15 protein-coding genes are annotated in these 23104 nt (G+C 60.6%); 3 read left to right on the plus strand and 12 right to left on the minus strand.

Going from position 1 to position 23104, the window contains the following annotated elements; genetic code table 11:
• Window positions 1-110: 110 nt before the first annotated feature.
• The 8 genes from fdhA to V5E99_RS00595 all read right to left on the minus strand — a co-directional run bounded on the left by fdhA (window position 111) and on the right by V5E99_RS00595 (window position 10255).
• Window positions 111-1310: a formaldehyde dehydrogenase, glutathione-independent gene (gene fdhA, locus V5E99_RS00560; protein ID WP_007947729.1), complete on the minus strand. Its 1200-nt coding sequence runs from the start codon at window positions 1308-1310 to the stop codon at window positions 111-113.
• A gap of 167 nt (window positions 1311-1477) precedes the next feature.
• Window positions 1478-2335 carry a formyltetrahydrofolate deformylase gene (purU, locus tag V5E99_RS00565; RefSeq protein ID WP_499800113.1) on the minus strand — a complete coding sequence of 286 codons (858 nt, stop codon included), beginning with the start codon at window positions 2333-2335 and terminating at the stop codon, window positions 1478-1480.
• A 139-nt stretch (window positions 2336-2474) separates the two neighbouring features.
• Window positions 2475-3107, minus strand: a complete 633-nt coding sequence (locus tag V5E99_RS00570) for a sarcosine oxidase subunit gamma (protein WP_499800114.1) — start codon at window positions 3105-3107, stop codon at window positions 2475-2477.
• Between the two features lie 167 nt (window positions 3108-3274).
• Complete coding sequence (locus V5E99_RS00575; RefSeq protein ID WP_499800115.1) at window positions 3275-6292, minus strand: sarcosine oxidase subunit alpha; 3018 nt, start codon at window positions 6290-6292, stop codon at window positions 3275-3277.
• Window positions 6289-6618 carry a sarcosine oxidase subunit delta gene (locus tag V5E99_RS00580; protein ID WP_054044205.1) on the minus strand — a complete coding sequence of 110 codons (330 nt, stop codon included), beginning with the start codon at window positions 6616-6618 and terminating at the stop codon, window positions 6289-6291. Before V5E99_RS00580 ends, V5E99_RS00575 begins: the two co-directional genes overlap by 4 nt.
• A 14-nt stretch (window positions 6619-6632) precedes the next feature.
• Window positions 6633-7883 carry a sarcosine oxidase subunit beta gene (locus V5E99_RS00585; RefSeq protein WP_007947735.1) on the minus strand — a complete coding sequence of 417 codons (1251 nt, stop codon included), beginning with the start codon at window positions 7881-7883 and terminating at the stop codon, window positions 6633-6635.
• Window positions 7884-7906: 23 nt separating this feature from the next.
• Window positions 7907-9160: a serine hydroxymethyltransferase gene (gene glyA / locus V5E99_RS00590; protein WP_499800118.1), complete on the minus strand. Its 1254-nt coding sequence runs from the start codon at window positions 9158-9160 to the stop codon at window positions 7907-7909.
• Window positions 9161-9544: 384 nt separating this feature from the next.
• Window positions 9545-10255 carry a TraX family protein gene (locus V5E99_RS00595; RefSeq protein WP_499800121.1) on the minus strand — a complete coding sequence of 237 codons (711 nt, stop codon included), beginning with the start codon at window positions 10253-10255 and terminating at the stop codon, window positions 9545-9547.
• A 137-nt stretch (window positions 10256-10392) separates the two neighbouring features.
• Here V5E99_RS00595 and V5E99_RS00600 point away from each other — a divergent pair, with 137 nt between their 5' ends.
• Window positions 10393-11433: a threonine aldolase family protein gene (locus tag V5E99_RS00600; protein ID WP_499800123.1), complete on the plus strand. Its 1041-nt coding sequence runs from the start codon at window positions 10393-10395 to the stop codon at window positions 11431-11433.
• 182 nt (window positions 11434-11615) lie between these two features.
• Window positions 11616-12455: an SDR family oxidoreductase gene (locus tag V5E99_RS00605; RefSeq protein WP_499800125.1), complete on the plus strand. Its 840-nt coding sequence runs from the start codon at window positions 11616-11618 to the stop codon at window positions 12453-12455.
• 111 nt (window positions 12456-12566) lie between these two features.
• Here the strand turns inward: V5E99_RS00605 and gbcB are convergent, their stop codons facing one another.
• Complete coding sequence (gene gbcB / locus V5E99_RS00610) at window positions 12567-13667, minus strand: glycine betaine monooxygenase reductase subunit (protein WP_499800127.1); 1101 nt, start codon at window positions 13665-13667, stop codon at window positions 12567-12569.
• A gap of 284 nt (window positions 13668-13951) precedes the next feature.
• On the opposite strand from gbcB, the gene gbca reads away from it, so the two are divergent.
• Window positions 13952-15247 (plus strand): glycine betaine monooxygenase oxygenase subunit, encoded by a 1296-nt coding sequence (gene gbca, locus V5E99_RS00615; RefSeq protein WP_499800128.1) that lies wholly within the window; start codon window positions 13952-13954, stop codon window positions 15245-15247.
• 106 nt (window positions 15248-15353) lie between these two features.
• On the opposite strand, the gene V5E99_RS00620 is transcribed toward gbca, so the two are convergent.
• The 3 genes from V5E99_RS00620 to V5E99_RS00630 form a co-directional block, all read right to left on the minus strand.
• Complete coding sequence (locus tag V5E99_RS00620; protein ID WP_499800129.1) at window positions 15354-16607, minus strand: metallophosphoesterase family protein; 1254 nt, start codon at window positions 16605-16607, stop codon at window positions 15354-15356.
• Between the two features lie 27 nt (window positions 16608-16634).
• Window positions 16635-18494 carry a c-type cytochrome gene (locus V5E99_RS00625; RefSeq protein WP_499800130.1) on the minus strand — a complete coding sequence of 620 codons (1860 nt, stop codon included), beginning with the start codon at window positions 18492-18494 and terminating at the stop codon, window positions 16635-16637.
• 142 nt (window positions 18495-18636) lie between these two features.
• The gene (locus tag V5E99_RS00630; RefSeq protein WP_499800131.1) at window positions 18637-22089 is read right to left on the minus strand and encodes a GMC oxidoreductase; all 3453 of its coding nucleotides are present in this window, start codon (window positions 22087-22089) and stop codon (window positions 18637-18639) included.
• Between the last annotated feature and the right edge of the window lie 1015 nt (window positions 22090-23104).

The following is a 23104-nucleotide window of genomic DNA, read 5'->3' on the forward strand; positions in this document are numbered from 1 at the left end:
GCAGCTCCTACAGGAGTACGCGTTCGGCGTAGGAGCTGCCGAAGGCTGCGATCTTTTGCTCCAACCAAAAACGGCGACCCGAAGGTCGCCGTTTTGCGTCGCGTGAAGCCTTACGCCGCGCTGAACAGCTTGTGCGGATCGATCACGAATTTCTTCGGTACGCCGGCATCGAACTCGCCGTAGCCACGCGGCGCGTCATCGAGGCTGATGACTTCCACACCGACGATGTCGGCAATGTGGATGCGGTCCCACATGATCGCCTGCATCAGTTGGCGGTTGTACTTCATTACCGGGGTCTGGCCGGTGTGGAAGCTGTGGGATTTGGCCCAGCCCAGACCGAAGCGAATGCTCAGGCTGCCCATTTTCGCGGCGGCATCCACAGCACCCGGATCTTCGGTCACGTACAGGCCCGGAATACCGATTTTGCCGGCAACCCGTACCACGCCCATCAGCGAGTTGAGCACAGTGGCCGGCGCCTCGTGTTTCACGCCGTCATGGCCGTGACCGCGCGCTTCGAAGCCGACGGCGTCGACGGCGCAATCCACTTCCGGCTCGCCCAGCAGCGCAGCGATTTGTTCGTGCAGCGGTGTGTCGAGGGACAGGTCGGCGATTTCAAAACCCTGGGCCTTGGCGTGGGCCAGGCGCACGGTGTTGACGTCACCGATGATCACCACCGCCGCGCCCAACAGGCGAGCAGAAGCGGCAGCGGCCAGACCGACCGGACCGGCACCCGCGATGTACACGGTGCTGCCCGGGCCAACGCCAGCCGTCACTGCGCCGTGGTAACCGGTCGGCAGGATGTCGGAGAGGCAGGTCAGGTCGCGGATTTTTTCCATCGCGCGGTCGCGGTCCGGCAGTTTCAGCAGGTTGAAGTCGGCGTACGGCACCATCGCGTATTCAGCCTGGCCGCCAGTCCAGTCGCCCATGTCGACGTAACCATAGGCGCCGCCAGGACGGGCCGGGTTGACGCTCAGGCAAACACCGGTGTGCATCTCTTTGCAGGAACGGCAGCGCCCGCAAGCGACGTTGAACGGAACAGACACCAGATCGCCGATTTGCAGGTTCTCGACGTCACTGCCCTTCTCGATCACTTCACCGGTGATTTCGTGGCCCAGTACCAGGCCGGTTTGAGCGGTGGTACGACCGCGCACCATGTGCTGATCGGAACCACAGATGTTGGTGGACACGACGCGCAGGATGACAGCGTGATTAATCTTCCTGCCGCGCGGGTCCTGCATTTTTGGATAGTCGATTTTCTGTATTTCGACCTTGCCGTTGCCGAGATACACGACACCACGATTACCAGACATGCTTTCACCTCGCTGTTGTTTTTATGTAGCGGTCGCGTCGCCAGGCAGCAGCGGCGCGTTGATTGCTCGGTAAATCAAAAGATCGCAGCCTTCGGCAGCTCCTACAGGGAGATGCGATCGACGTAGGAGCTGCCGAAGGCTGCGAGCTTTTGGTGGTCCTCGATACGCTACAAAACCACCGTTCTGTTCGCGTTCAAAAACACTCGTCGTTCAATGTGATAACCCACCGCTCGGGCCAGGGTCAGGCCTTCGATATCGCGGCCCTTGGCGATCAAATCTTCCGGGTAGTGACTGTGATCCACCGCCTCCACGCCCTGGGCGATGATCGGGCCTTCGTCCAAATCGTTGTTGATGTAATGCGCCGTCGCGCCGACCAGTTTCACACCCTTGTTGTAGGCCTGGTGATACGGCTTGGCACCCTTGAAACCCGGCAGCAGGGAGTGGTGAATGTTGATCGCCTTGCCGTCGAGTTTGCGGCACAGCTCCGGCGACAACACCTGCATGTAACGGGCAAGGATCACCAGTTCGGCGCCGGACTCTTCGATCACCTGCCACACCTGGCGCTCTTGCGACGGCTTGTCGTTCGGGTCGAGGGGGAAGTGGTAGTACGGAATCTGGTGCCAGTCGGCCAGCGGTTTGAGGTCCGGGTGGTTGGAGACCACGGCGGCGACGTCCATCGACAACTGGCCGATGCGCTGACGGTAGAGCAAATCGTTAAGACAGTGATCGGCCTTGGAGACCATGATCACCACTTTTGGCCGGTAGTTCGGCGCGGTGAGTTCGAAGACCATGCCGAAATGGGCACCGCGTTCTTCAAGACCGGCGCGGAACAGTTGTTCGTCGAAACCGTCAGGCTGGCGGAATTCCACGCGAATGAAGAAACGGCCCGAGAGCCGGTCATCGAATGAGTGGTGCTCGGTGACGTAGCAGCCCTGCTCGAACAGAAAGCGGGTCACCGCATCCACGGTGCCGAGGACGCTTGGGCAGTCGGCGGTCAGAATCCATGTGTCTGGGGCGCGGCTCATAGTGCGGTGACTCCTGTTGTTATGGGCAACCGCTTCGCGGTTGTTCGCGGGCAAGCCTCGCTCCTACAGTTTTGTGTCGTTCGCGGGAAATTCACACGACTCGGTTCTGTAGGAGCGAGGCTTGCCCGCGAAGGCAATCTCAAGCCTGAACGCTTAGCCCGTACTCAGCCGCCGCATCCTGCAACCACAACCACCAGTAATCCGAGAAGCTGCGACGAATCAGCAGTTCCCAAGTGTCTTCGGCGGTGTGACGGATCACCAGTTGCGACTTGGCGAACACGGTGCCGACAGCTTTGCCCACCGGGAAGCTGTTGGGATGCACGTCGTAACTGGTGGATTTCATCAATACCTGGCGCACGTTCGGGCCGCTCAGTTCGAGGATCTGCTGGCCGCCGCTGACGTTGACGATCTGGATGTGCAGCTCGCCCAGCGCTTCACGGAGTTTTTGCTCGGCGGCGAATTCTTCACCGCTCGGCACGATCAGCAGCCATTCGTCCGGCCCCATCCATTGCAGGCTGGTTTCGCCTTTGACGATCACGGTCAGTGCGCCCGGCAGTTCGATGCCCAGGGCCTTGTGCACGCCGGCGCTGAACGCGGCATCGTGGCCATCGCCACGGAGGGTCAGGTGGCCGAGGAGTTTTTTCTCACGCACGATCACGCCGGCGTTTTTACGGCCCTTGCCCACCAGGCTGGCGAGGTCGGCATGATGCAGCGACGACTCGGCCTTGGCCCCGGTGGTTGGGCGTTGTTGGTACACATTGGCTGCGGTCATAAAGCACCTGTTCCTGAATTCTGTTGGTTCCGGCCTTTGTGGTGGCTGGTCCGGCGCCTTCGCGAGCAAGCCCGCTCCCACATTTAGACCGCGTTCCCCTGTGGGAGCGGGCTTGCTCGCGAATGGGCCGACGCGGTGTCATTGCCCATCCACAAGATCTAGCGCCACTAGATGTTCTGGCGATCACCCTTCGGATCGAAGAACACCGAAGAAACAATCTCCGCCTCGATCACGCTGCCGTCGGCCAGCGGTGCGAACACCCGCTCACCCATGCGCTTCAAGCCGCCCTTGACCACGCCCATGGCAAACGAATAGCCCAGGGAGTTGTGCGCGTAGCTGGACGTCACGTGGCCAACCATCGTCATCGGGATGGTTTGCTTGGTGTTGAACACCAGTTGCGCCCCTTCCGGCAGCCATTTGGTCGGATCGATCGGCTTCAGGCCCACCAGTTGCTTGCGCTGATCACGCACACAGTCTTCGCGATTCATCCCGCGTTGACCGATCCACGAGAACGGTTTGGTGCGACCGACACACCAGCCCATGTTCAGGTCGTCCGGGGTCATCGAGCCGTCAGTGTCCTGGCCGACGATGATGAAACCCTTCTCGGCCCGCAGCACGTGCATGGTTTCGGTGCCGTACGGGGTCAGGTTGTACTGCTTGCCCGCCGCGACGATTTTTTCCAGCACGCCCATGGCGTAGTCAGCCTGCACGTTGACTTCGTACGACAGCTCACCGGTAAACGAAATCCGGAACACCCGCGCCGGCACACCGCCGACCAGGCCTTCTTTCCAGGTCATGAACGGGAAGGCTTCGTTGCTCAGATCAATGTCGGTGACTTCGCTGAGCAGCTTGCGGCTGTTCGGCCCGGACAGGGTCATCGTTGCCCAGTGATCCGTCACGGAGGTGAAGTACACCTTCAGGTCTGGCCATTCGGTCTGTTGGTAGATTTCCAGCCATTGCAGCACGCGTGCCGCGCCGCCAGTGGTGGTGGTCATCACGAAATGGTTGTCGGCGAGACAGGCTGTTACGCCGTCGTCGAAGACCATGCCGTCTTCTTTGCACATCAGGCCGTAGCGCGCCTTGCCCACATCAAGCTTGGTCCAGGCGTTGGTGTAGATGCGGTTCAGGAACTCCCGCGCATCCGGGCCCTGGATGTCGATTTTGCCCAGGGTCGAAGCGTCCAGCAGGCCGACGCTGTCGCGCACGGCTTTGCATTCGCGTTTGACGGCGGTGTGCAGGTCTTCACCGTTTTTCGGGAAGTACCACGGACGTTTCCACTGACCGACGTCTTCGAATTCCGCACCGTTTTTCACGTGCCAGTGATGCAGCGCGGTGAAGCGAACCGGTTCGAAGATGTGCCCACAGTGACGACCGGCCACGGCGCCGAAGGTTACCGGCGTGTAGTTCGGACGGAACATGGTGGTGCCCATCTGCGGGATGGTCACGTTCAGCGAACGGGCGGCAATCGCCAGGCCGTTGACGTTGCCGAGCTTGCCCTGATCGGTGCCGAAGCCCAGCGCGGTGTAGCGTTTGACGTGTTCGACCGACTCGAAGCCTTCGCGGGTCGCCAGTTCGATGGCGGCAGCGGTCACGTCGTTCTGCAGGTCAACGAATTGCTTCGGCGCCCGTGCAGTGCCTTTTTCGTGGGGCACCTGGAACAGCGCCAGAGTCGGCTCTTCGAGACGGCTCAGGGCTTTCGGCAAGGTGCCTTCGACCACACTGAAACCGGCTTCGCTGGCAGCACGCACGCCACCTTCAAAACCATCGGCCAACGAATCGCCGAGGCCGTAGACGCCGTTGATGCCACCGACGCACACGCGTTTTTGCGGTGCTTCGCCCGGTACGAAACCGAGGATGTCTTCACGCCAGGTCGGCTTGCCGCCCAGGTGCGAAGCCAAGTGAACCACCGGGCTGTAACCGCCGGAACTGGCGATCAGGTCACAGTCGAGCCATTCGCCGGGACTGGTCACGGCGTGGGCCTTGACGTCAATCGCGGCGATGCGCGCAGCGGTCACACGCTTGGTGCCGCGAGCCTCGATCACGGCGCTGCCGGTGAGGATGCGAATGCCTTTGGCGCGGGCTTCTTCCACCAACGCACCACGCGGGTTGCTGCGGGCGTCGGCGATTGCCACGACTTGCAGGCTGGCATCGAGCCAATCCAGCGCCACGCGGTAAGCGTGGTCGTTGTTGGTCGACAGCACCAGTTTCTTGCCCGGCGCCACGCCGTAACGGCGCACGTAAGTCGACACAGCGCCGGCCAGCATGTTGCCCGGCACGTCGTTGTTGCCATAGACCAGCGGACGCTCGCAAGCGCCGGTCGCCAGGACCACACGTTTGGCGCGAACCCGGTGAATACGCTGGCGCACCTGGCCAATCGGCGCACGGTCGCCGAGGTGATCGGTCAGGCGTTCGTGAATGGTCAGGAAGTTATGGTCGTGGTAGCCGTTGACCGTGGCGCGGGGCAACAGCAGCACGTCCGGGGTGTCTTTCAGTTCGGCGATGACGCTGGCAACCCATTCGGTCGCCGGTTTACCGTCGAGGCTTTCCCGGGAATCGAGCAGGCTGCCGCCGAACTCTTCCTGCTCATCGGCCAGGATCACCCGGGCACCGCTGCGCGCAGCGGCCAGTGCAGCGGCCAGACCAGCAGGGCCGGCGCCGACGATCAGCACGTCGCAGTGCTGGTTCATGTAGTCGTAGGTGTCCGGATCGTTCTCGGTCGGCGAACGGCCAAGACCGGCAGCCTTACGAATGTACTTCTCGTACGTCATCCAGAACGATTGCGGGTACATGAAGGTTTTGTAGTAGAAGCCCGGCGGCATCAGCTTGCCGCCGACCTTGCCGAGAATCCCCATCATGTCGTTGTTCACGCTCGGCCAGCCGTTGGTGCTGGTGGCGACCAAACCCTGGTACAGCGCTTGTTGCGTGGCGCGCACGTTCGGGATTTGCGTGGCTTCGGTGGCGCCGATCTGCAGCACCGCGTTCGGCTCTTCGGCACCGGCGGCGAAGATGCCGCGCGGACGGGAATACTTGAAGCTGCGACCGATAATGTCGACACCGTTGGCCAGCAGAGCAGCAGCCAGCGAGTCGCCTTCAAAGCCTTTGTACACCTGACCGTTGAAGGTGAAGCTCAGCACTTTGTTGCGGTCGATCCGTCCGCCGTTGGACAGGCGATTGATCTGGCTCATACCTTCTCTCCCAGAGCCGTCGTAGCCGCTTTCGAGCTATCGGTCTTGTCGGTGAATTGTGGCTTGGTGCCGATCTTGTAGGTTTCGAGAATCTCGTAGGTCACGGTGTCGCGGGTGGCGTTGAAGTACTGACGGCAACCGGCGGCGTGAATCCACAGTTCGTGGTGCAGACCGCGAGGGTTATCGCGGAAGAACATGTAGTCGCCCCACTCCTCGTCGGTGCAGGAAGTCGGGTCCAGTGGGCGCGGGATGTGCGCCTGGCCGGATGCGTGGAATTCTTCTTCAGAGCGCAGCTCGCCGCAGTGAGGACAGAAGATATGCAACATGGGGATTTCTCCTGTTAGTGGGCAACCGCAGCAGCGCCGTGTTCATCGATCAACGCACCGTTGTGGAAACGGTCGATGGAGAAAGGTGCAGCCAATGGGTGCATTTCACCCTTGGCCAGGCTTGCGGCAAAGACGTTGCCCGAGCCCGGTGTAGCCTTGAAGCCGCCGGTGCCCCAACCGCAGTTGAAGAACATGTTCGGGACCGGCGTTTTGGAGATGATCGGGCAGGCATCCGGCGTGGTGTCGACGATGCCGCCCCACTGCCGGTTCATGCGCACGCGGGACAGCACCGGGAACATCTCGACGATGGCCTGGATGGTGTGCTCGATCACCGGGTACGAACCGCGCTGGCCGTAGCCGTTGTAGCCGTCGATACCGGCGCCGATCACCAGGTCGCCCTTGTCGGACTGGCTGATGTAACCGTGCACGGCGTTGGACATGATCACGCTGTCGATAATCGGCTTGATCGGCTCGGACACCAGCGCTTGCAGCGGGTGGGATTCGATCGGCAGGCGGAAACCGGCGAGTTTGGCCATGTGCCCGGAGTTACCGGCGGTCACCACACCAACGCGTTTGGCGCCGATGAAACCCTTGTTGGTTTCCACGCCGATGCACACGCCGTTTTCCTTGCGGAAACCGATAACTTCGGTCTGCTGGATCAGGTCCACGCCCAGTGCGTCAGCGGCACGGGCGAAGCCCCACGCCACGGCATCGTGACGGGCCACGCCGCCACGGCGCTGGACGGTGGCGCCCATCACCGGGTAGCGGGTGTTCTTCGAGCAGTCGAGGTACGGAATCTCGTCGGCCACTTGCTTGGCATCGAGCAGTTCGCCGTCCACGCCGTTGAGGCGGTTGGCGCTGACCCGACGCTCGGAATCACGAATGTCTTGCAGGGTGTGGCACAGGTTGTAGACGCCGCGCTGGGAGAACATCACGTTGTAGTTCAGATCCTGGGACAGGCCTTCCCACAGTTTCATCGCGTGTTCGTACAGGTGCGCCGACTCGTCCCACAGGTAGTTGGAGCGAACGATGGTGGTGTTGCGCGCGGTGTTACCGCCGCCCAGCCAGCCTTTCTCGACCACGGCCACGTTGGTGATGCCGTGTTCTTTGGCCAGGTAGTAAGCCGTGGCGAGACCATGCCCGCCACCGCCGACGATGACCACGTCATAGACCTTTTTAGGGGTCGGCGTGCGCCACATTTTCTGCCAGTTTTCGTGATGGCTGAGGGAGTGTTTGAAGAGGCCGAAGCCTGAATAGCGTTGCATAGTCGTTTACTCCAAAACCGCGCTCAGCGATAAACCGGGAAGTCCGCGCACAGGGCTGCCACTTGCTGCGCGACATTCGCCTCGACATCGGCATCGCCGAGGTTGTCGAGGATGTCGCAGATCCAGCCGGCCAGCGTCACACACTGGGTCACCTTGAAGCCTCGCGTGGTCACCGCCGGGGTGCCAATGCGCAGGCCCGAGGTCACGAACGGCGACTGTGGATCGTTCGGCACAGCGTTCTTGTTCACGGTGATGTGGGCGCGACCGAGGGCGGCGTCCGCTTCTTTACCGGTGAGGCCCTGACGGATCAGGCTGACCAGGAACAGGTGGTTGTCAGTCCCGCCGGACACTACATCGTAGCCGCGTTTGATAAATACGCCGGCCATGGCTTGGGCGTTGTCGATCACTTGTTGTTGATAGACCTTGAAACCAGGCTCCAACGCTTCCTTGAAGCACACTGCTTTACCGGCGATCACGTGCATCAGCGGGCCGCCCTGGGCACCCGGGAACACGGCCGCGTTGAGCTTCTTCTCGATCTCTTCGTTGGCCTTGCACAGGATCAGGCCGCCACGTGGGCCGCGCAGAGTCTTGTGGGTGGTGGTGGTGACCACATCGGCATACGGCAACGGGTTCGGGTACAGGCCAGCGGCGACCAGACCGGCCACGTGGGCCATGTCAACGAACAGCAGCGCACCGACCTTGTCAGCAATCTGGCGGAAACGCGGGAAGTCGAGGGTCTTGGAGTAGGCCGAGAAACCGGCAACGATCATCTTCGGCTGGCACTCGACGGCCAGACGCTCGACTTCGTCGTAGTCGATCAAGCCGGTTTTGGTGTCGATGCCGTACTGCACGGCGTTGTACAGCTTGCCCGAGGACGACACTTTGGCGCCGTGGGTCAGGTGACCGCCGTGGGCCAGGCTCATGCCCAGAATGGTGTCGCCGGCCTGGATCAGCGCCAGGTAAACGGCGCTGTTGGCGGAAGAGCCGGAGTGCGGCTGGACGTTGGCGTAATCGGCGCCGAACAGTTGCTTGGCGCGTTCGATGGCCAGGGCTTCAACCTTGTCCACGTGCTCGCAGCCACCGTAGTAGCGCTTGCCCGGATAACCCTCGGCGTATTTGTTGGTCAGGCCACTGCCTTGCGCTTCCATGACGCGTTTGCTGGTGTAGTTCTCTGACGCGATCAGCTCGATGTGATCTTCCTGGCGTTGCTCCTCGGCATTCATCGCCGCCAGCAGTGCATCGTCGTAGCCCTTGATCTGGTCTTGCTTGCTGAACATCGCGTCTCTCCCAGCGGCGGCTTGTGCGCCTTTCGTCTCGGTGAGGCACGTACCTTTCGGCAGTGCCCTTTGATTGCGATGGTATGACCGGCGCAGACAGGTCAAATGCCTATGGACGCCACGCAAAGGTGCGTTTACGACATGGGCTGAAATGGCTGGGCGAACACACGCCTCAAACCGGCAGAGATCCCCTGTGGGAGCGGGCTTGCTCGCGAAGACGGTGTGTCATCCAACACAAATATTGACTGACCCGGCGCCTTCGCGAGCAAGCCCGCTCCCACAGGGTCAGGCGCGCCTGTGCGTAGGAGCTGCCGAAGGCTGCGATCTTTTGATCTTGCTCTTCAGAAGATCAAAAGATCGCAGCCTTCGGCAGCTCCTACGGGGTTATGCGAGAAGTTGGCGTATGGCGAGCAGCAGAAGGAAATGCAGCGGATAGAGCGCGTATGCCCAGCGGCGCATGGGCGGTGGTTTGAACTGGCCGGCGTGGCGCAATATCAACAGCCCCAACAGTGGCGCGATCAGACAAGCGACCATCCCGAAGATCGCTGCTTCGTTGCCCTGCCGCGCCGCGTCATACAACACCTGCCATTGATTGGCCGCCAGGCACACCAGCCCCGGCAGCAGACTGAAATACCAGGGCCGGCGGATCACCAACAACATCGCCAGCGGCAACAGCACGCCGAAGCAACCGAACATCAGTCGCTCCGGGAACAACACCGCGAGCAAAACCGCTGCAACTGCCAGCAGTCGCACTTGCAGCGTCGGCTGTTGCCAGCCCCGCGCTACCAGCAGGCCGAGCGCCAGGGTCGGCAGCACGTTTAGCGTGTCGGGATCAGGAATGAACAGTCGGTAGGGAATTTCGCTGACGGCGCTGAACAGCATCAACAAGCCCAGGTAGCGCCACTGGCTGCTTTTCGCAGCGGTCCCTGCCCGCGACAGATTCGCCGCCATCGCCAGACAAAACCACGGAAACGCCAAACGACCCGGCACATACAGAAAATCGAGGGAGTAACCGACATATCGCAGGTGATCGAGCACCATACTCAGCAGCGCCAGCCACTTGAGCAGATCCAGCGCGCCGTCCCTTTGCGTCATGTGCATAATTGCCCGTCAACTGTGTATTTTTCTGACAGCATCACCGCGTGTGCTCCCCGGACGATCTTCGGTACAGTGCGCACCATCATTGACCACAAAACTCTTCACCATAAGAGCTTTGAACACGGAATCCGGCCATGACCGATAAGAGCCAACAATTCGCCAGCGACAACTATTCCGGTATCTGCCCTGAGGCCTGGGCCGCCATGGAACAGGCCAACCACGGCCACCAACGCGCTTACGGCGACGATGAATGGACCGCTCGCGCGTCCGACGATTTCCGCAAACTGTTTGAAACCGACTGCGAAGTGTTCTTCGCCTTCAACGGTACCGCCGCCAACTCCCTGGCCCTGTCGTCGCTGTGCCAGAGTTACCACAGCGTGATCTGCTCGGAAACCGCCCACGTCGAAACCGACGAATGCGGCGCCCCGGAATTCTTTTCCAACGGCTCCAAACTGCTGGTCGCGCGCACCGAAAACGGCAAGCTGACCCCGGAATCGATCCGCGAAGTCGCGCTCAAGCGCCAGGACATCCACTACCCGAAACCCCGCGTGGTGACCCTGACCCAAGCCACTGAAGTCGGCAGCGTCTACACCCCGGAAGAAATCCGCGCCATCAGCGTCACCTGCAAGGAGCTCGGCCTGAACCTGCACATGGACGGCGCGCGGTTCTCCAACGCCTGTGCGTTCCTCGGCTGCACCCCGGCCGACCTGACCTGGAAGGCCGGCGTCGACGTGTTGTGCTTCGGCGGCACGAAAAACGGCATGGCGGTGGGTGAGGCGATTCTGTTCTTCAACCACAAACTGGCGGAAGACTTCGACTACCGCTGCAAACAGGCCGGGCAACTGGCCTCGAAGATGCGCTTCCTGTCGGCGCCGTGGGTCGGCATCCTGGAAAACGACGCCTGGCTCAAATACGCCAAACACGCCAACCGCTGCGCGCAACTGTTGGCGGAACTGGTCAGCGACATCCCTGGCGTGGAACTGATGTTCCCGGTACAGGCCAACGGCGTGTTCCTGCAACTCTCGGAACCGGCCATCGCCGCCCTGACCGCCAAGAGCTGGCGCTTCTACACCTTCATCGGCAACGGCGGCGCACGCTTCATGTGCTCGTGGGACACCGAAGAAGAACGCGTACGCGAGTTGGCGGCAGATATCCGCGAAGTCATGTCCCGCTAAACTCTCCCTCCTGTAAGAGCCGTAGGAGCCGTAGGAGCTGACGAGTGAAACGAGGCTGCGATCTTTTGATTTTAAAAAGATCAAGATCAAAAGATCGCAGCCTCGTTTCACTCGTCAGCTCCTACGGGTCTACATTGTTTGTCGAGCCCCCCGCTCACATAACAATAATCAGGAGCGCACGCATGTCCCTACAAGGCAAAACCCTGTTCATCACCGGCGCCAGCCGTGGCATTGGGCGTGAAATCGCGCTGCGGGCCGCGCGGGACGGGGCCAATATTGTGATTGCGGCCAAGAGCGCCGAGCCTCACGCCAAACTGCCCGGGACGATTTTCAGCGTGGCTGAGGAAGTTCAAGCGGCGGGCGGGAAAGCGTTGGCCCTGCAAGTGGACGTGCGCGATGAAGTTGCTGTGCGGGAAGCGCTGGCCCAGGCCAATGAACATTTCGGCGGGATTGACGCGCTGATCAACAACGCCGGGGCGATCAAGTTGACCGGTGTGCAGCACATCGAACTCAAACGCTTCGACCTGATGCACCAGATCAACACCCGTGCCGTGTTGCTGTGCAGCCAGGCGGCCCTGCCCTATCTGAAAAAATCCCATGGCCACATCCTCAACCTGTCGCCGCCGTTGAACCTGGCGACGAAATGGTTCGCGCAATACAGCCCCTACACCGTGACCAAGTACGGCATGAGCATGCTGACCCTGGGCATGAGCGAGGAATTTGCCAATTACGGCATCAGCGTCAATTCGCTGTGGCCGCAAACGATGATCGCCACCGCCGCCATCGAGTTTCAGCTTGGCTCGCGGGAATCCTTCAAACACGCACGAACGCCGGCGATCATGGCGGATGCTGCGTATGTGATTCTGAACAGCACGGAGCGCAGCATGACCGGGCGGCTGCTGATTGATGAGGAGATTCTGCGGGAAAACGGCGTGACGGATTTTGAGGGGTATCGGTTTGAACCGGACGCCACCGACAAACTGATGCCAGACCTGTTTATTGACGAAAAACAAACCCTGTAGGAGCTGCCGAAGGCTGCGATCTTTTGATCCTGATCTTAAAAAATCAAAAGATCGCAGCCTCGTTTCACTCGACAGCTCCTACAGGGGAACGGGGGAGTTGTTTAGAGTGGGTTAGAACTCGATACGGACGTCACCCTTCGGCACGCTGCAGCACGACAGGATGTAACCCTCGGCTTCGTCTTCTTCGGTAATCCCGCCGTTGTGGTCCATTTCGACCTCACCGCCCAGCTTCATCACCTTGCACGTCCCGCAAATCCCCATCCCGCAGGCTTTCGGGATCAGCAGCCCAAGCTTGGCCGCCGCCGCGTGGACCGTTTCACCCGGTGCCACACGAATGCTTTTGCCGGACGCGGTGAATTCAACCTGGTGCAGGTCCGCGACATCGACTTCCGGTGCGTCGGCGGCGATTTCCGCTTGTTCCACCGCATCGGCGCGGGCTTCCGGCGGTGTGGCGCCGAAGGATTCCTCGTGATAGCGGCTCATGTCGAAACCGGCCGCTTCGAGCATGCGTTTGACCGCGTTCATGTACGGCGTCGGGCCGCAGCAGAACACCTCGCGCTCCAGGAAGTCCGGCGCCATCAGCTCCAGCATCTTGTGGTTCAGATAACCGCGATAACCGGCCCACGGCTCGCCCAGGCCATGCTTCTCGCAAATCAGGTGCAGGCTGAAGTTGTCGATCCGCGAGGCCATGTGTTCCAGCTCGCGGTGGTAAATGATGTCTTTCGGCGAGCGGGCGCTGTGGATAAACACCATGTCGACGTTGCCGTTGGTGTCGTAAAACCAGCGTGTCATCGACATGACCGGCGTGATGCCGACGCCGCCGCTCAGGTACAAGACCTTCGGCGCGGTGAAGTCCATGGCGTTGAACAGCCCGACCGGGCCGTGCACCGCCAGCTCCTGGCCTTCGTGCAGGTTGTCGTGCAGCCAGTTGGACACCTTGCCACCCGGCACGCGCTTGATCGTCACCGAAAAGCTGTACGGCACCGACGGCGAGCTGGAAATGGTGTAGGAGCGCATGATCGGCACGCCTTCGATTTCCAGCTCCAGGGTGACGAACTGCCCGGGCTTGAAGAAGAACAGGATCGGCTGGTCGGCCATAAAACAGAAGGTGCGCACGTCCCAGGTTTCCTGGATGACTTTGACGCAACGGACGATGTGTCGACCATTGGCCCAGGTCTGGGTGGTTACCGGATTCAGGAAGCTGTTGGACATGCTGTTCTCCACCGCCGATGGTCGGCCTTATGTTGGCGATTCTGCGTATAGCGCGAGTCACCCATTTACCTATCTGCGACATTCACATACTTATCGCGACCAGCCCCCAACTACCGGGGGTTGGGCGTCGGGAACAGATTGGGCCATGTCGCCCATGGATAAGGTTCTGGGCAGCGCCGGGCCCACACTCGCTCCACACAAAGACAGTTTCTTTACGCCTTGCGATGTAACCGTATCAGCCACTATTTCGCCGGCCTCACAGAAAGGCCATGAGGATCAAATCGATGGACGTCACCGCAAAAATCAGCCTGGGCGATCCGCTGGAACCCGCACGCAAGGCCACCGCGCAGATGCTGCAGGAGCGCGAGCGCACTTTCTCGCTGCCGCAGCCGTTTTACTCTGACGAGCGGCTGTTTGATATCGATATGCAGGAGATCTTCCAGAAAGAGTGGTTGATCGCCGGCATGGCCTGCGAAATCCCGACCAAGGGCAACTACCTGACCCTGCAAGTCGGCAAGAACCCGATCATCGTGATTCGCGGCGCCGAAGGCGTGATTCATGCGTTCCACAACGTCTGCCGCCACCGTGGCTCGCGTCTGTGCACCAGTGAAAAAGGCAAAGTCGCCAAACTGGTCTGCCATTACCACCAGTGGACCTATGAGCTGGACGGTCGCCTGCTGTTCGCCGGCACCGAAATGGGCGCCGACTTCGACATGAAGCAATACGGCCTCAAGCCAGTGAACGTGAAAACTGCCGGCGGCTACATCTTCATCAGCCTGTCGGAGAACCCGCCGGCCATTGATGACTTCCTGCAGACGCTGAACCATTACATGGAACCGTATGACATGGAGAACACCAAGGTGGCGATTACCACCACCTTGATGGAAAAAGCCAACTGGAAACTGGTGCTGGAAAACAACCGCGAGTGCTACCACTGCAACGCGTCGCACCCGGAACTGCTGAAAACCCTGCTGGAATGGGATGACGTCACCGACCCCCGCGCCGACCAGGCATTCAAGGACCACGTCGCCGCGTCCGCCGCTGCCTGGGAAGCCGAGAAGATTCCTTACGCCCACGCCAGTTTCGGCCTGCGTAACCGTATCGTTCGCATGCCGCTGCTCAAGGGCACCGTGTCGATGACCCTGGATGGCAAACAGGGCTGCGCCAAACTCATGGGCCGGATCAAAAACCCGGACCTCGGTTCGATGCGCATCCTGCACCTGCCGCACTCGTGGAACCACTGCATGGGCGACCACATCATCGTGTTCACCGTGTGGCCGATCAGCGCCCAGGAAACCATGGTCACCACCAAGTGGATCGTGCACAAGGACGCGGTTGAAGGCGTGGACTATGACGTGGAGCGCATGCGCCAGGTCTGGGATGCCACCAACGACCAGGACCGTCGTCTGGCCGAAGAGAACCAGCGCGGGATCAACTCCACCGCGTACCAGCCTGGGCCGTACTCCAAGACCTATGAGTTTGGTGTGGTGAACTTTGTGGACTGGTACAGCGAGCGGCTGTTGAGCAACCTGGGGGCCGAGCCTGCGCCTTACCTCAAAGGGGTGCCGGTTCAAGGTTAAGCAAGATCAAAAGATCGCAGCCTTCGGCAGCTCCTACGGGGATTTCGCGGATACACGTAATCCCTGTAGGAGCTGCCGCAGGCTGCGATCTTTTAGCATCACCCCATCATTGCTGTAGCACCGAAGACCAGCGCACCGACCCATCCTCGCCAATAAACGTCTCTTCGATGTGCTCCCCCACCAACCGCACTTTCACGTAACCGTTCAACACCCGCAGCGGATACGCCTCATCCCCCGCATTCTGCGTTTCCGACCACAACACCCGCGAATGCCCGTCCAGCTCACTGGCATTGCCATACGGAATCGCCCCGTGCCCGGCGCATCTTGCATGCAACCCGCCTTGGGTGGCGTAGCAAATGCCATTGTGCAAATGCCCCCAATACCAGTAATCGGGTTCCCGCCCCAAGGCATCACACACCGGTTGATACAGCGCGGTTTTGTTGTGCCCCGAAATATCGAAGCCCTGATGGTGGCTGAGCACCATGATCTTTTTGCGCTGGGGCAGCGCTTTCATCCAGGCGATCTGTTCCTTGTTCAGCGTGCCGTCCATGTACAGGTTCATCGCATCCGAGGCATAAGCGCTGTCGAGCCCGACCACCAGCCAGTCATCGTTGTACAACGCGAAATAACTGGTGCCCTGCTGCGTCGGGAAACGCTTGGCCAGTTCCTTGAAATATCCATGGGCGCCGCTGTACATCTCGTGATTGGAATTGAGGGTGAACGAGCCGTGCTTGCCCATCGGCCAGCCGACCATGTCGACGTCTTCCTGGGAGTGGGTGCCGGCGTAATACACGTCCCCCAGGTGAATGGTGAAATCCGCCTGGGCCAGTTGCATCTGGTTGGCCACCGCCACGGCCGGGGCGTGGCTGTCGAAGGGGCCGGTGCCCCAGTCGCCGGCAATCGCCAGGGTCACGTCGCTGTCCATTTTCATCAGGGCCGGGGTGGTGGCGAACGGCGCGTGATGACGCAGGTTTTCGATCCACTTGAGCAGCGCCTCGCTCCACAGCAGATCCAGCAGTTCCCATTTGCGGCAACCGAGCAAACTGCCGTCCTTGAGCACCCGGGTTTGCAATTCGTCGGTGGATTGCGGCAACGGCGTGGCATTGCCGATGTGCAGGATCGACAAGCCGTGGGACAACTCCCACGGCACGCCCGGCTCGTCGTCCGGCAGCTCGCCGTGCTTGAGCACGTATTGCGCCTGGTCGTGACCGCGTTGCAGCAGGGTGACGATGGCCTCGAACTCCTCGGGCTCGATGTCGCTGACAAGTTTTTTCCAGGCCATGTCCAGCCGCGTGTACAAGCCATGCAGGCGCAGTTTGACCTTGTCGTACTCATGTTCCCAATGACTGACTAATGACATGTAGGTGTTCCTCCATCCGTAGTGGGATCACAGGGTTTTCATGAACTCGATGAGCGCCCGTTTATCAACGTCCGACAGTTGCGTGCCATACAGGTGGCCGCTGTTGTGATTGCCTTCCAGGCGCGTGTCGTATTTGAAACCGCCGGGGATTTGGCTCGTGGTGACGAAGCCGACCTTCTGCTGGTCGTAGACGTCGGAACCGGTGAAGAACACCTGTGGTCGCTGGTCCGGTGGTTGCAGCAAGTCCCACAGGGTCGGCACCGAGCCGTTGTGCAGGTACGGCGCGCGCATCCAGATGCCGTCGGTGGGGGTGTTGCTGTAGCTCTGGGTCTTGCGGTAGGCGTTGAAGTCGAACGGCGGTTTCTTGAAACCGTGGAAGGCCGTCACCAGACCGGTGGTGAACGAGTCGAGGCGATGGGGATCGGTGCCCAGTTCGTCGATGTTGGTGGTGACTTGCCCGGTGTCGGTGCGGCCGAACTCATGGCAACCGGCGCAGTTCTTGTCCCAGACCGGTTTGCCCTGGGCGATCCTGGCCTGATCCAGCGCCCATGGCCACGCGGGCGGTTTGGTGCCGAGCAGCCAATTGGTCACGCGGTTGAAGCTTTCCGGCAGCACCGACTCCGGCGTCGCGCCCACCGCCATGGCCGCCGCGTAGTTACGTTCGTGGATGTCGTTGTTATTGCCGTCCCAGTGCAGGTACAGCGACTCCCGGGGTTTCTGGTTCCAGACTTGCGGCAGGTCGACGGTGCCGATGGTCGAGTCATCCGGGAAGCCAAACACCACCATTTTGGTCGGGTTGAAGGTGTCGGTGCGCCCCGGTCCTTGGGGTGGGCGCAGCTTCTGCCAGGCGTAGGCCTGTTTCTGTTTGAGCAACGCGCTCTTGGCCATCGGGATGATCAGGTAGCGGTTGTACAAGCGCTCGAAAAAGCCGAGCTGGAATTTGCCGTTGATCGCCGTCATCACCGCGTCGGTGGTGAATTTCGGGTCGCTGGCGCAATCGTAGGCGAACCACTGGAAGGCCTGGAGTTGCAAGGTATTGGCCGGCGCGGTGGCCACGGTTTTCGCGACTTCGCTGGCATTCGCCCGGTAGGAACCGGTGTGGCACAGGGCGCAGTTCGGCTCCACGGTGGGGTAGCCGATCTGCCGCTTGGCCATGCCGATGGGCAGGTCCTTGCCGTTTTCGTAGAGGAAACCGAAGACTTCGTAGCCGCCGGGTTTTGGCAGTTTCTCCGGGCACATCTGCGGCAGCACGGCGAACAGGTAATACGGAATCCGCGCTTCGATGCCCAGGCCAATGGCGGCGTATTTGTAGTGGTCTTCGTCGGAGGCGTATTTCTCCGCTGGCACAACGCGCAGCATCTGGTACCAGGTTTCGTAACCGAAGAATCCGAGCAGCGCCACCACGATCAACGTGCCAACCTTGAAGCTGTGCCGTTGCCAACGCAGCGCCCAACCCGCGCGCCATTCCCGCCAGCCATCGCACAGCAACGCCAGCGGCCGATTGGCCGGCGATGTGCCGAGGTACAGCAGACTCCCGAGGATCAGAAAGAAACTCAGATCGCCCAGTAGCATGGGCACGAACACCGTGGCCTGGTTGCTGGTGTTGATCAGGTAGATCCAGAACGCCACGGCGATCAGCCGCGTCAGCACACACAACCAGGAATGCACCACGAAGCGCGGCGCGTTGAAGCCCGACGGCATGTAGAACACGCTGATGCCCACCAGCAACATGCCGGCGTTTTCCAGCCACGGGTCGGAGAGTTGCGGCGGCAGGCCGAGCATTGAGGTCAGCAGCGCCGGGGCGAACAGGGCGGGCAGCGCGAAGAACATGTTCATCACGATGCCGAGCCAGATGAAGCGTTGAAACCAGCGGATGTAACTGTCCATATCATCCATTTCCTTGTTGTTCATTTCGAACGCGACACCGCCCCCGTAGGAGCTGCCGCAGGCTGCGATCTTTTGATCTTGTTTTTAAAAATCAAAGTCAAAAGATCGCAGCCTGCGGCAGCTCCTACGGGGGGAAGTTGCTTCAACTCCGGGCGGTTTTCTCCAGGTGTTGCAGGATGATCGGGTACACATCGATCACCGCATCCTTGCCGAACATGCAGTCGATATGGCCGTAGCCCGGCACCACTTGCCGGCTGTAGCGTTCCGGCCCGTGGACCTTGCACACCCGCTCATAGGTCTTGAGCGTGCTTTCCGGCAGGTAGCACTGGTTGTCCGCGCCGCTGATAAAGCAGATCGGCATGCTCAACCGATCAAAGTGCGGCATGTAGACGTCCTCACCCTTGAAGTTGACCAAATGCCCTTTGCGCACGATCAGCGCCAGGTGTTCGAAGGTCTGCATGTTCGACTCGCCGAACAGTTCGTGCAGGTTGTCGTGCAGGGTTTCGTTGAGGGTGTCGTGGCGGTACAGCGACGCGTACATGAAGGTGATGCGGTGGCACACCGGATTGGTGCAGTAGCCCTGGGCCTCGATCCGGGCGTAGCCGTTGAGGGCTTTGTCGTAGAGTTTGTTGAACCAGTTTTCCTTGTTGTCGGCGTAGGCCGTGAGGGATTTCACGCCGAGGGCATCGAGCATGCCCGGCAAGTGCAAACCGGCCTTGAGCCCGGTGGCCGTGGCCACCACGGTATCCGCCGCAATCTGCGAACAGACCACCGAGCGCACCCCTTGCAACCCCGCCAGCAGCGACATGAAGAACGTGGTCGCGCCGTAGCAATGCACCACGCACTGCACGTCTTTCGCCTGGGTCGCTTGCTGAATCTGCGCAATCGCAGCCTTGAAGTCGTACTGAGCAATCTGGTCACCATTCCATTCCTGCTTGCTCGCCGGCAGCAGAATGCTCACCCGCAAATCCAGGAGCCACACGTCGTATTCGTGCTTGCACAGAAATTCCAGCAGGTTGGTCTGGATGGTGTCGGTGGAAAAAATATTCGAGCCCACGCCCAACCCATGCACCAGCATCACCGGGCCTTTGTTGCCGCCCTGATAGCGGGTCAGGCGCAGTTCGACTGCGTCCTCGGTCTGGAAGAAATGCACGCTCGGCGGTGGCGCGTCCAGCGGCCGTTTCAGCCGTGGCGGCGCGTCGGGGTTGAAGTAGATGTCACCGGCAAACACGCCGCCGTAGCTCTCCCAGAGAATCCCGGCGAAGAACTTGCCGAACCGCGCCAGCCCTTCGATGCGTTCGCGCTCGTTGCGGGCGTTGAGCACTTTCATGGTGGTCATTTGCTTGGCGAAATCGGTCGGGTGAATGTGCATCACCCCGCAGCCCAGCACCGCGCCGGTCTTGTCCGGCCCATGATACAGCGTGACGTACAAGGTGCTGGTGTCGTGCCAGATGTTCAGCACGCCGTTGTCCTCGGGCACGGTTTTGAAGGCGCTGAAGAAATAGTCCTGACCGTCCTCGGCGGTGAGTTTCATGTCGTACTTCATGTGGCGCACGCCGACCTGTTGCTCGTACTGCTCGAACAGATTGAACACGCCGTTGCTGGCGGTCAGCGGTTGCGGCGACAGGCCCGGCGCATTCAAGGTGCCGACCAACGTGGCGGCGTGTTCCGGCTCCTTGATCATGCGGTTGAGGTCGTTGGCGGTGATGGTCAGCGTGAACTCGATGGGCGAGTTTTCCGCTTCGCCGCGTGTGGCCGCCGTTTCATATAACGTGAGGTCGGTGCCTTGAGGCTGGGTGAAATCCTTGGAGAAATAGCCCTTCATGGTTTCGGTGAACTGCACGCCGAGGGTCGGCGGCGCCACCTGTTTGCGCGGCGCGGAAGGCAACGTGTAATCGATCTTCCAACCGCGATCCGCCGCCAACAACCCCATGTTGCGCTCGCTCACCGCCGAGATGGTCAGCAGCGGATTGACCGCCAGGGACGTCGGGATCACCGCGCCGTCGGTCACGTACAAACCGGCATACACGTCAGTGCCTGTGGCGCCGCTGAACACCTGGCCCTTGTGGTTGACCACGCCCTGCCCCGCGTCCTCGCCCATCACGCAACCGCCCAACGGGTGGACCGAAACGATGCTGTGCTTGAGCAATTCGGTCCAGATCGGATTCTCGACCCAGATCCCGCCCAGCGCCTTGGTGCTCAGGTGCAGGCGCTCATTGCCGAGTTTGACGTTTTCCTGCTCGCCGACGCCTGGCCAATCGATGCGCAACTGATCCTTGCTGTCGAGCAGCATCCGGCCCTTGCCGTCATCGTGGCTCATGATCAGGTACGTTTGCATGTTGTGCAGCGCGCCGTAATACGGGCCGCGCAGGAAGCTTTCGGCTTCGCGCTCCTTGTACTTCAGCTTGCCGGTAAAACTCTCATCAGTCGGTTTGCCGATCAGTTCGGCGAACCCGGCCATGCTCGGCACCATCGGCCGGCCGAGGGCGCCGGGGATCGAACCTTCTTCGATGACCATGCGGCTGCGCCAGTCGCCTTCGGTGCGCATGTCGATGATCGAGGTGATGCACGGGCCCACCGGGTGCAGCTCCTTGGCCGGGTGCGCGCCGAAACCGATGCCGTTGATCGGTTGCTCGCAGTTGTGGCCAAAACCAAGGATGTCGCCGTTGCCGCTCATGTGTTCGCCGAGCTGGTTGGAGGTCGACAGGCCTTTGTCCCGGGAGCGCAGAAGGATTTCGGTGGAGCCCAGGGTGCCGGCGGACACCACCACGATGTCGGCCTTAACGAACAGCGTCGGCGCCGAGAACTTCTCGCGGCCGCTGTCCAGGTACTGGAAGTGCACGATCCAGCCATCGCCGTCGCGCTCCAGGTATCGCACTTCGGCCTGGCAGAAAATCTCCGCGCCGTGGTTCCAGGCGTCCGGCAGGTAGTTCATCAGCGTGGTGTTCTTGGCCTTGTTGTTACAGCCCGATACGCAGTCGCCGCAGTTGTTGCACGGCAGTTGCTCGACGCCGACGTGGTTGAGGTTGTTCGGCAGTTTGTCGAAGGTCACGTTGATTGGCGGGCGGTAGAAGTGCGCGTCTTGCTTGAGGTACTCCGCCGACTTCTTGTTGGCTTCGAGTTTGGGCAATACCGGCGAGGTGCTCGGGTACGGATTGGGCTTGAGCATTTCCCGGGCCCGGGCGTAACCGTCCTTGAGCAAGGTGTCGCGGTGTTCCCGCACCGCCAGTGGCCAGCGCGGATCGTCGAACACGCCGGGTTCCGGTTCCAGGGCGACGTTGGCGTTGATCAACGACGTGCCGCCCAAGCCGCACCCGACCACCACGTTCTGCTGGGCGTTGACGTGCAGGTCGAACAACCCGGTGCGCGAGCCGATGTGGCCGTCCGGGTCATGCACCTGCAATTCCTCGGTGGCCGCGATCATGGTGTTGGGGTACTCACCGGGCTGCATCTCCCGGCCACGCTCCAGCAGGCACACCCGCTTGCCGGCCCGGGACAGGCGCGAGGCCGCAATCCCGCCGCCATAGCCGGAGCCGATGACGATCACGTCGTAGTGTTCCTGGATGTCGCTGATGGGCGTTGCGATCCGTGTCATGGGTCTTTTCCTCTCTCAGGCTGATGGGGCAACTCTGCGGTTGCCTGCAATCAATGGGCGAACGGACACCTGGCCTCCGGCAAACCCGGTGACAGCACAGCGGTGCTTTGGAAAGGGTCAGGCGCTATAGACGAGCGCGCTGATTGGCGGCGCGACGATGAATGCGTTTGCGCAACGAAGTCGCCGGGGCCGGGATACAGGTCGTGCAGGGAATGGAGTGCGAGCGATGTGGCTGGCTATCCATCACGCGTTCTCCCTGAACCAGATGTGGATAAGTGACGTTGTCCTTGTTAACTGCTTAGTGAAGACAGGCGACAGATTGAAGTCAAGGAAGTGCCTTAGAACTGTACGAAATCTGATCTATCGCATTCGGGACTATGTCCGGCGTGGCTTGCAGGGTTTAGCAAACAAGTTATCCACACCTCCACCCACAGCAAATGGGGACAAGTCGGGGATTGCCAGGAAAACTCTCGATAAATAGTGAAGAAAAACCGTGACTTATCCAGAAGCAGGGTTCTGGGAGGTGATTGGTTGTTTTTTGATCTAAAGCTTGCAGGGCACGGTTTGTATGGCCTGTAGAGGATGGCGAACACCTTATCCACAGAAGCGCCAACAGACTTTGGGTACAACTTTGGCCAATCTGTGGAAAACCTGCGCAACGCTTGATAAATCGGGGTTTCAGGGAAGATTGTCGGCTTAAAACGGTGATTTGATTGTTTTTTGATCAGCAGCCTGATAAGCCCGGTTTGTATGGGCTGTAGCGGACAGCGAACATCTTATCCACAGAAGCGCCAACAGAGATTGGGGGCAAGTATTGGCTGTCGAGCAAAGTTATCCCGGGGAAAAAGCTCGAAAAAACCGTGAGTTAGGCTGGTTGTTTTTTGTACGACGGGTTGCAGGGCTTGATTGGCGTGGGGTGTAGCAAGGGGCGAACATGTTATCCACAGAAGCGCTAACAGGGATTGTGGGTAAATACACAAATCCTTGGAGATTGTTGGTGGCTACCCAATCTGTG

The sequence above is a fragment of the Janthinobacterium sp. LPB2021202312-11-4 genome, assembly GCF_037049705.1.
Lineage (GTDB): Bacteria > Pseudomonadota > Gammaproteobacteria > Pseudomonadales > Pseudomonadaceae > Aquipseudomonas.

Coding starts and splice junctions, on each gene's coding strand:
- fdhA (WP_007947729.1), bottom strand. CDS start 1,310: ATGTCTGGTAATCGTGGTGTCGTGTATCTCGGCAACGGCAAGGTCGAA.
- purU (WP_499800113.1), bottom strand. CDS start 2,335: ATGAGCCGCGCCCCAGACACATGGATTCTGACCGCCGACTGCCCAAGC.
- V5E99_RS00570 (WP_499800114.1), bottom strand. CDS start 3,107: ATGACCGCAGCCAATGTGTACCAACAACGCCCAACCACCGGGGCCAAG.
- V5E99_RS00575 (WP_499800115.1), bottom strand. CDS start 6,292: ATGAGCCAGATCAATCGCCTGTCCAACGGCGGACGGATCGACCGCAAC.
- V5E99_RS00580 (WP_054044205.1), bottom strand. CDS start 6,618: ATGTTGCATATCTTCTGTCCTCACTGCGGCGAGCTGCGCTCTGAAGAA.
- V5E99_RS00585 (WP_007947735.1), bottom strand. CDS start 7,883: ATGCAACGCTATTCAGGCTTCGGCCTCTTCAAACACTCCCTCAGCCAT.
- glyA (WP_499800118.1), bottom strand. CDS start 9,160: ATGTTCAGCAAGCAAGACCAGATCAAGGGCTACGACGATGCACTGCTG.
- V5E99_RS00595 (WP_499800121.1), bottom strand. CDS start 10,255: ATGACGCAAAGGGACGGCGCGCTGGATCTGCTCAAGTGGCTGGCGCTG.
- V5E99_RS00600 (WP_499800123.1), top strand. CDS start 10,393: ATGACCGATAAGAGCCAACAATTCGCCAGCGACAACTATTCCGGTATC.
- V5E99_RS00605 (WP_499800125.1), top strand. CDS start 11,616: ATGTCCCTACAAGGCAAAACCCTGTTCATCACCGGCGCCAGCCGTGGC.
- gbcB (WP_499800127.1), bottom strand. CDS start 13,667: ATGTCCAACAGCTTCCTGAATCCGGTAACCACCCAGACCTGGGCCAAT.
- gbca (WP_499800128.1), top strand. CDS start 13,952: ATGGACGTCACCGCAAAAATCAGCCTGGGCGATCCGCTGGAACCCGCA.
- V5E99_RS00620 (WP_499800129.1), bottom strand. CDS start 16,607: ATGTCATTAGTCAGTCATTGGGAACATGAGTACGACAAGGTCAAACTG.
- V5E99_RS00625 (WP_499800130.1), bottom strand. CDS start 18,494: ATGGACAGTTACATCCGCTGGTTTCAACGCTTCATCTGGCTCGGCATC.
- V5E99_RS00630 (WP_499800131.1), bottom strand. CDS start 22,089: ATGACACGGATCGCAACGCCCATCAGCGACATCCAGGAACACTACGAC.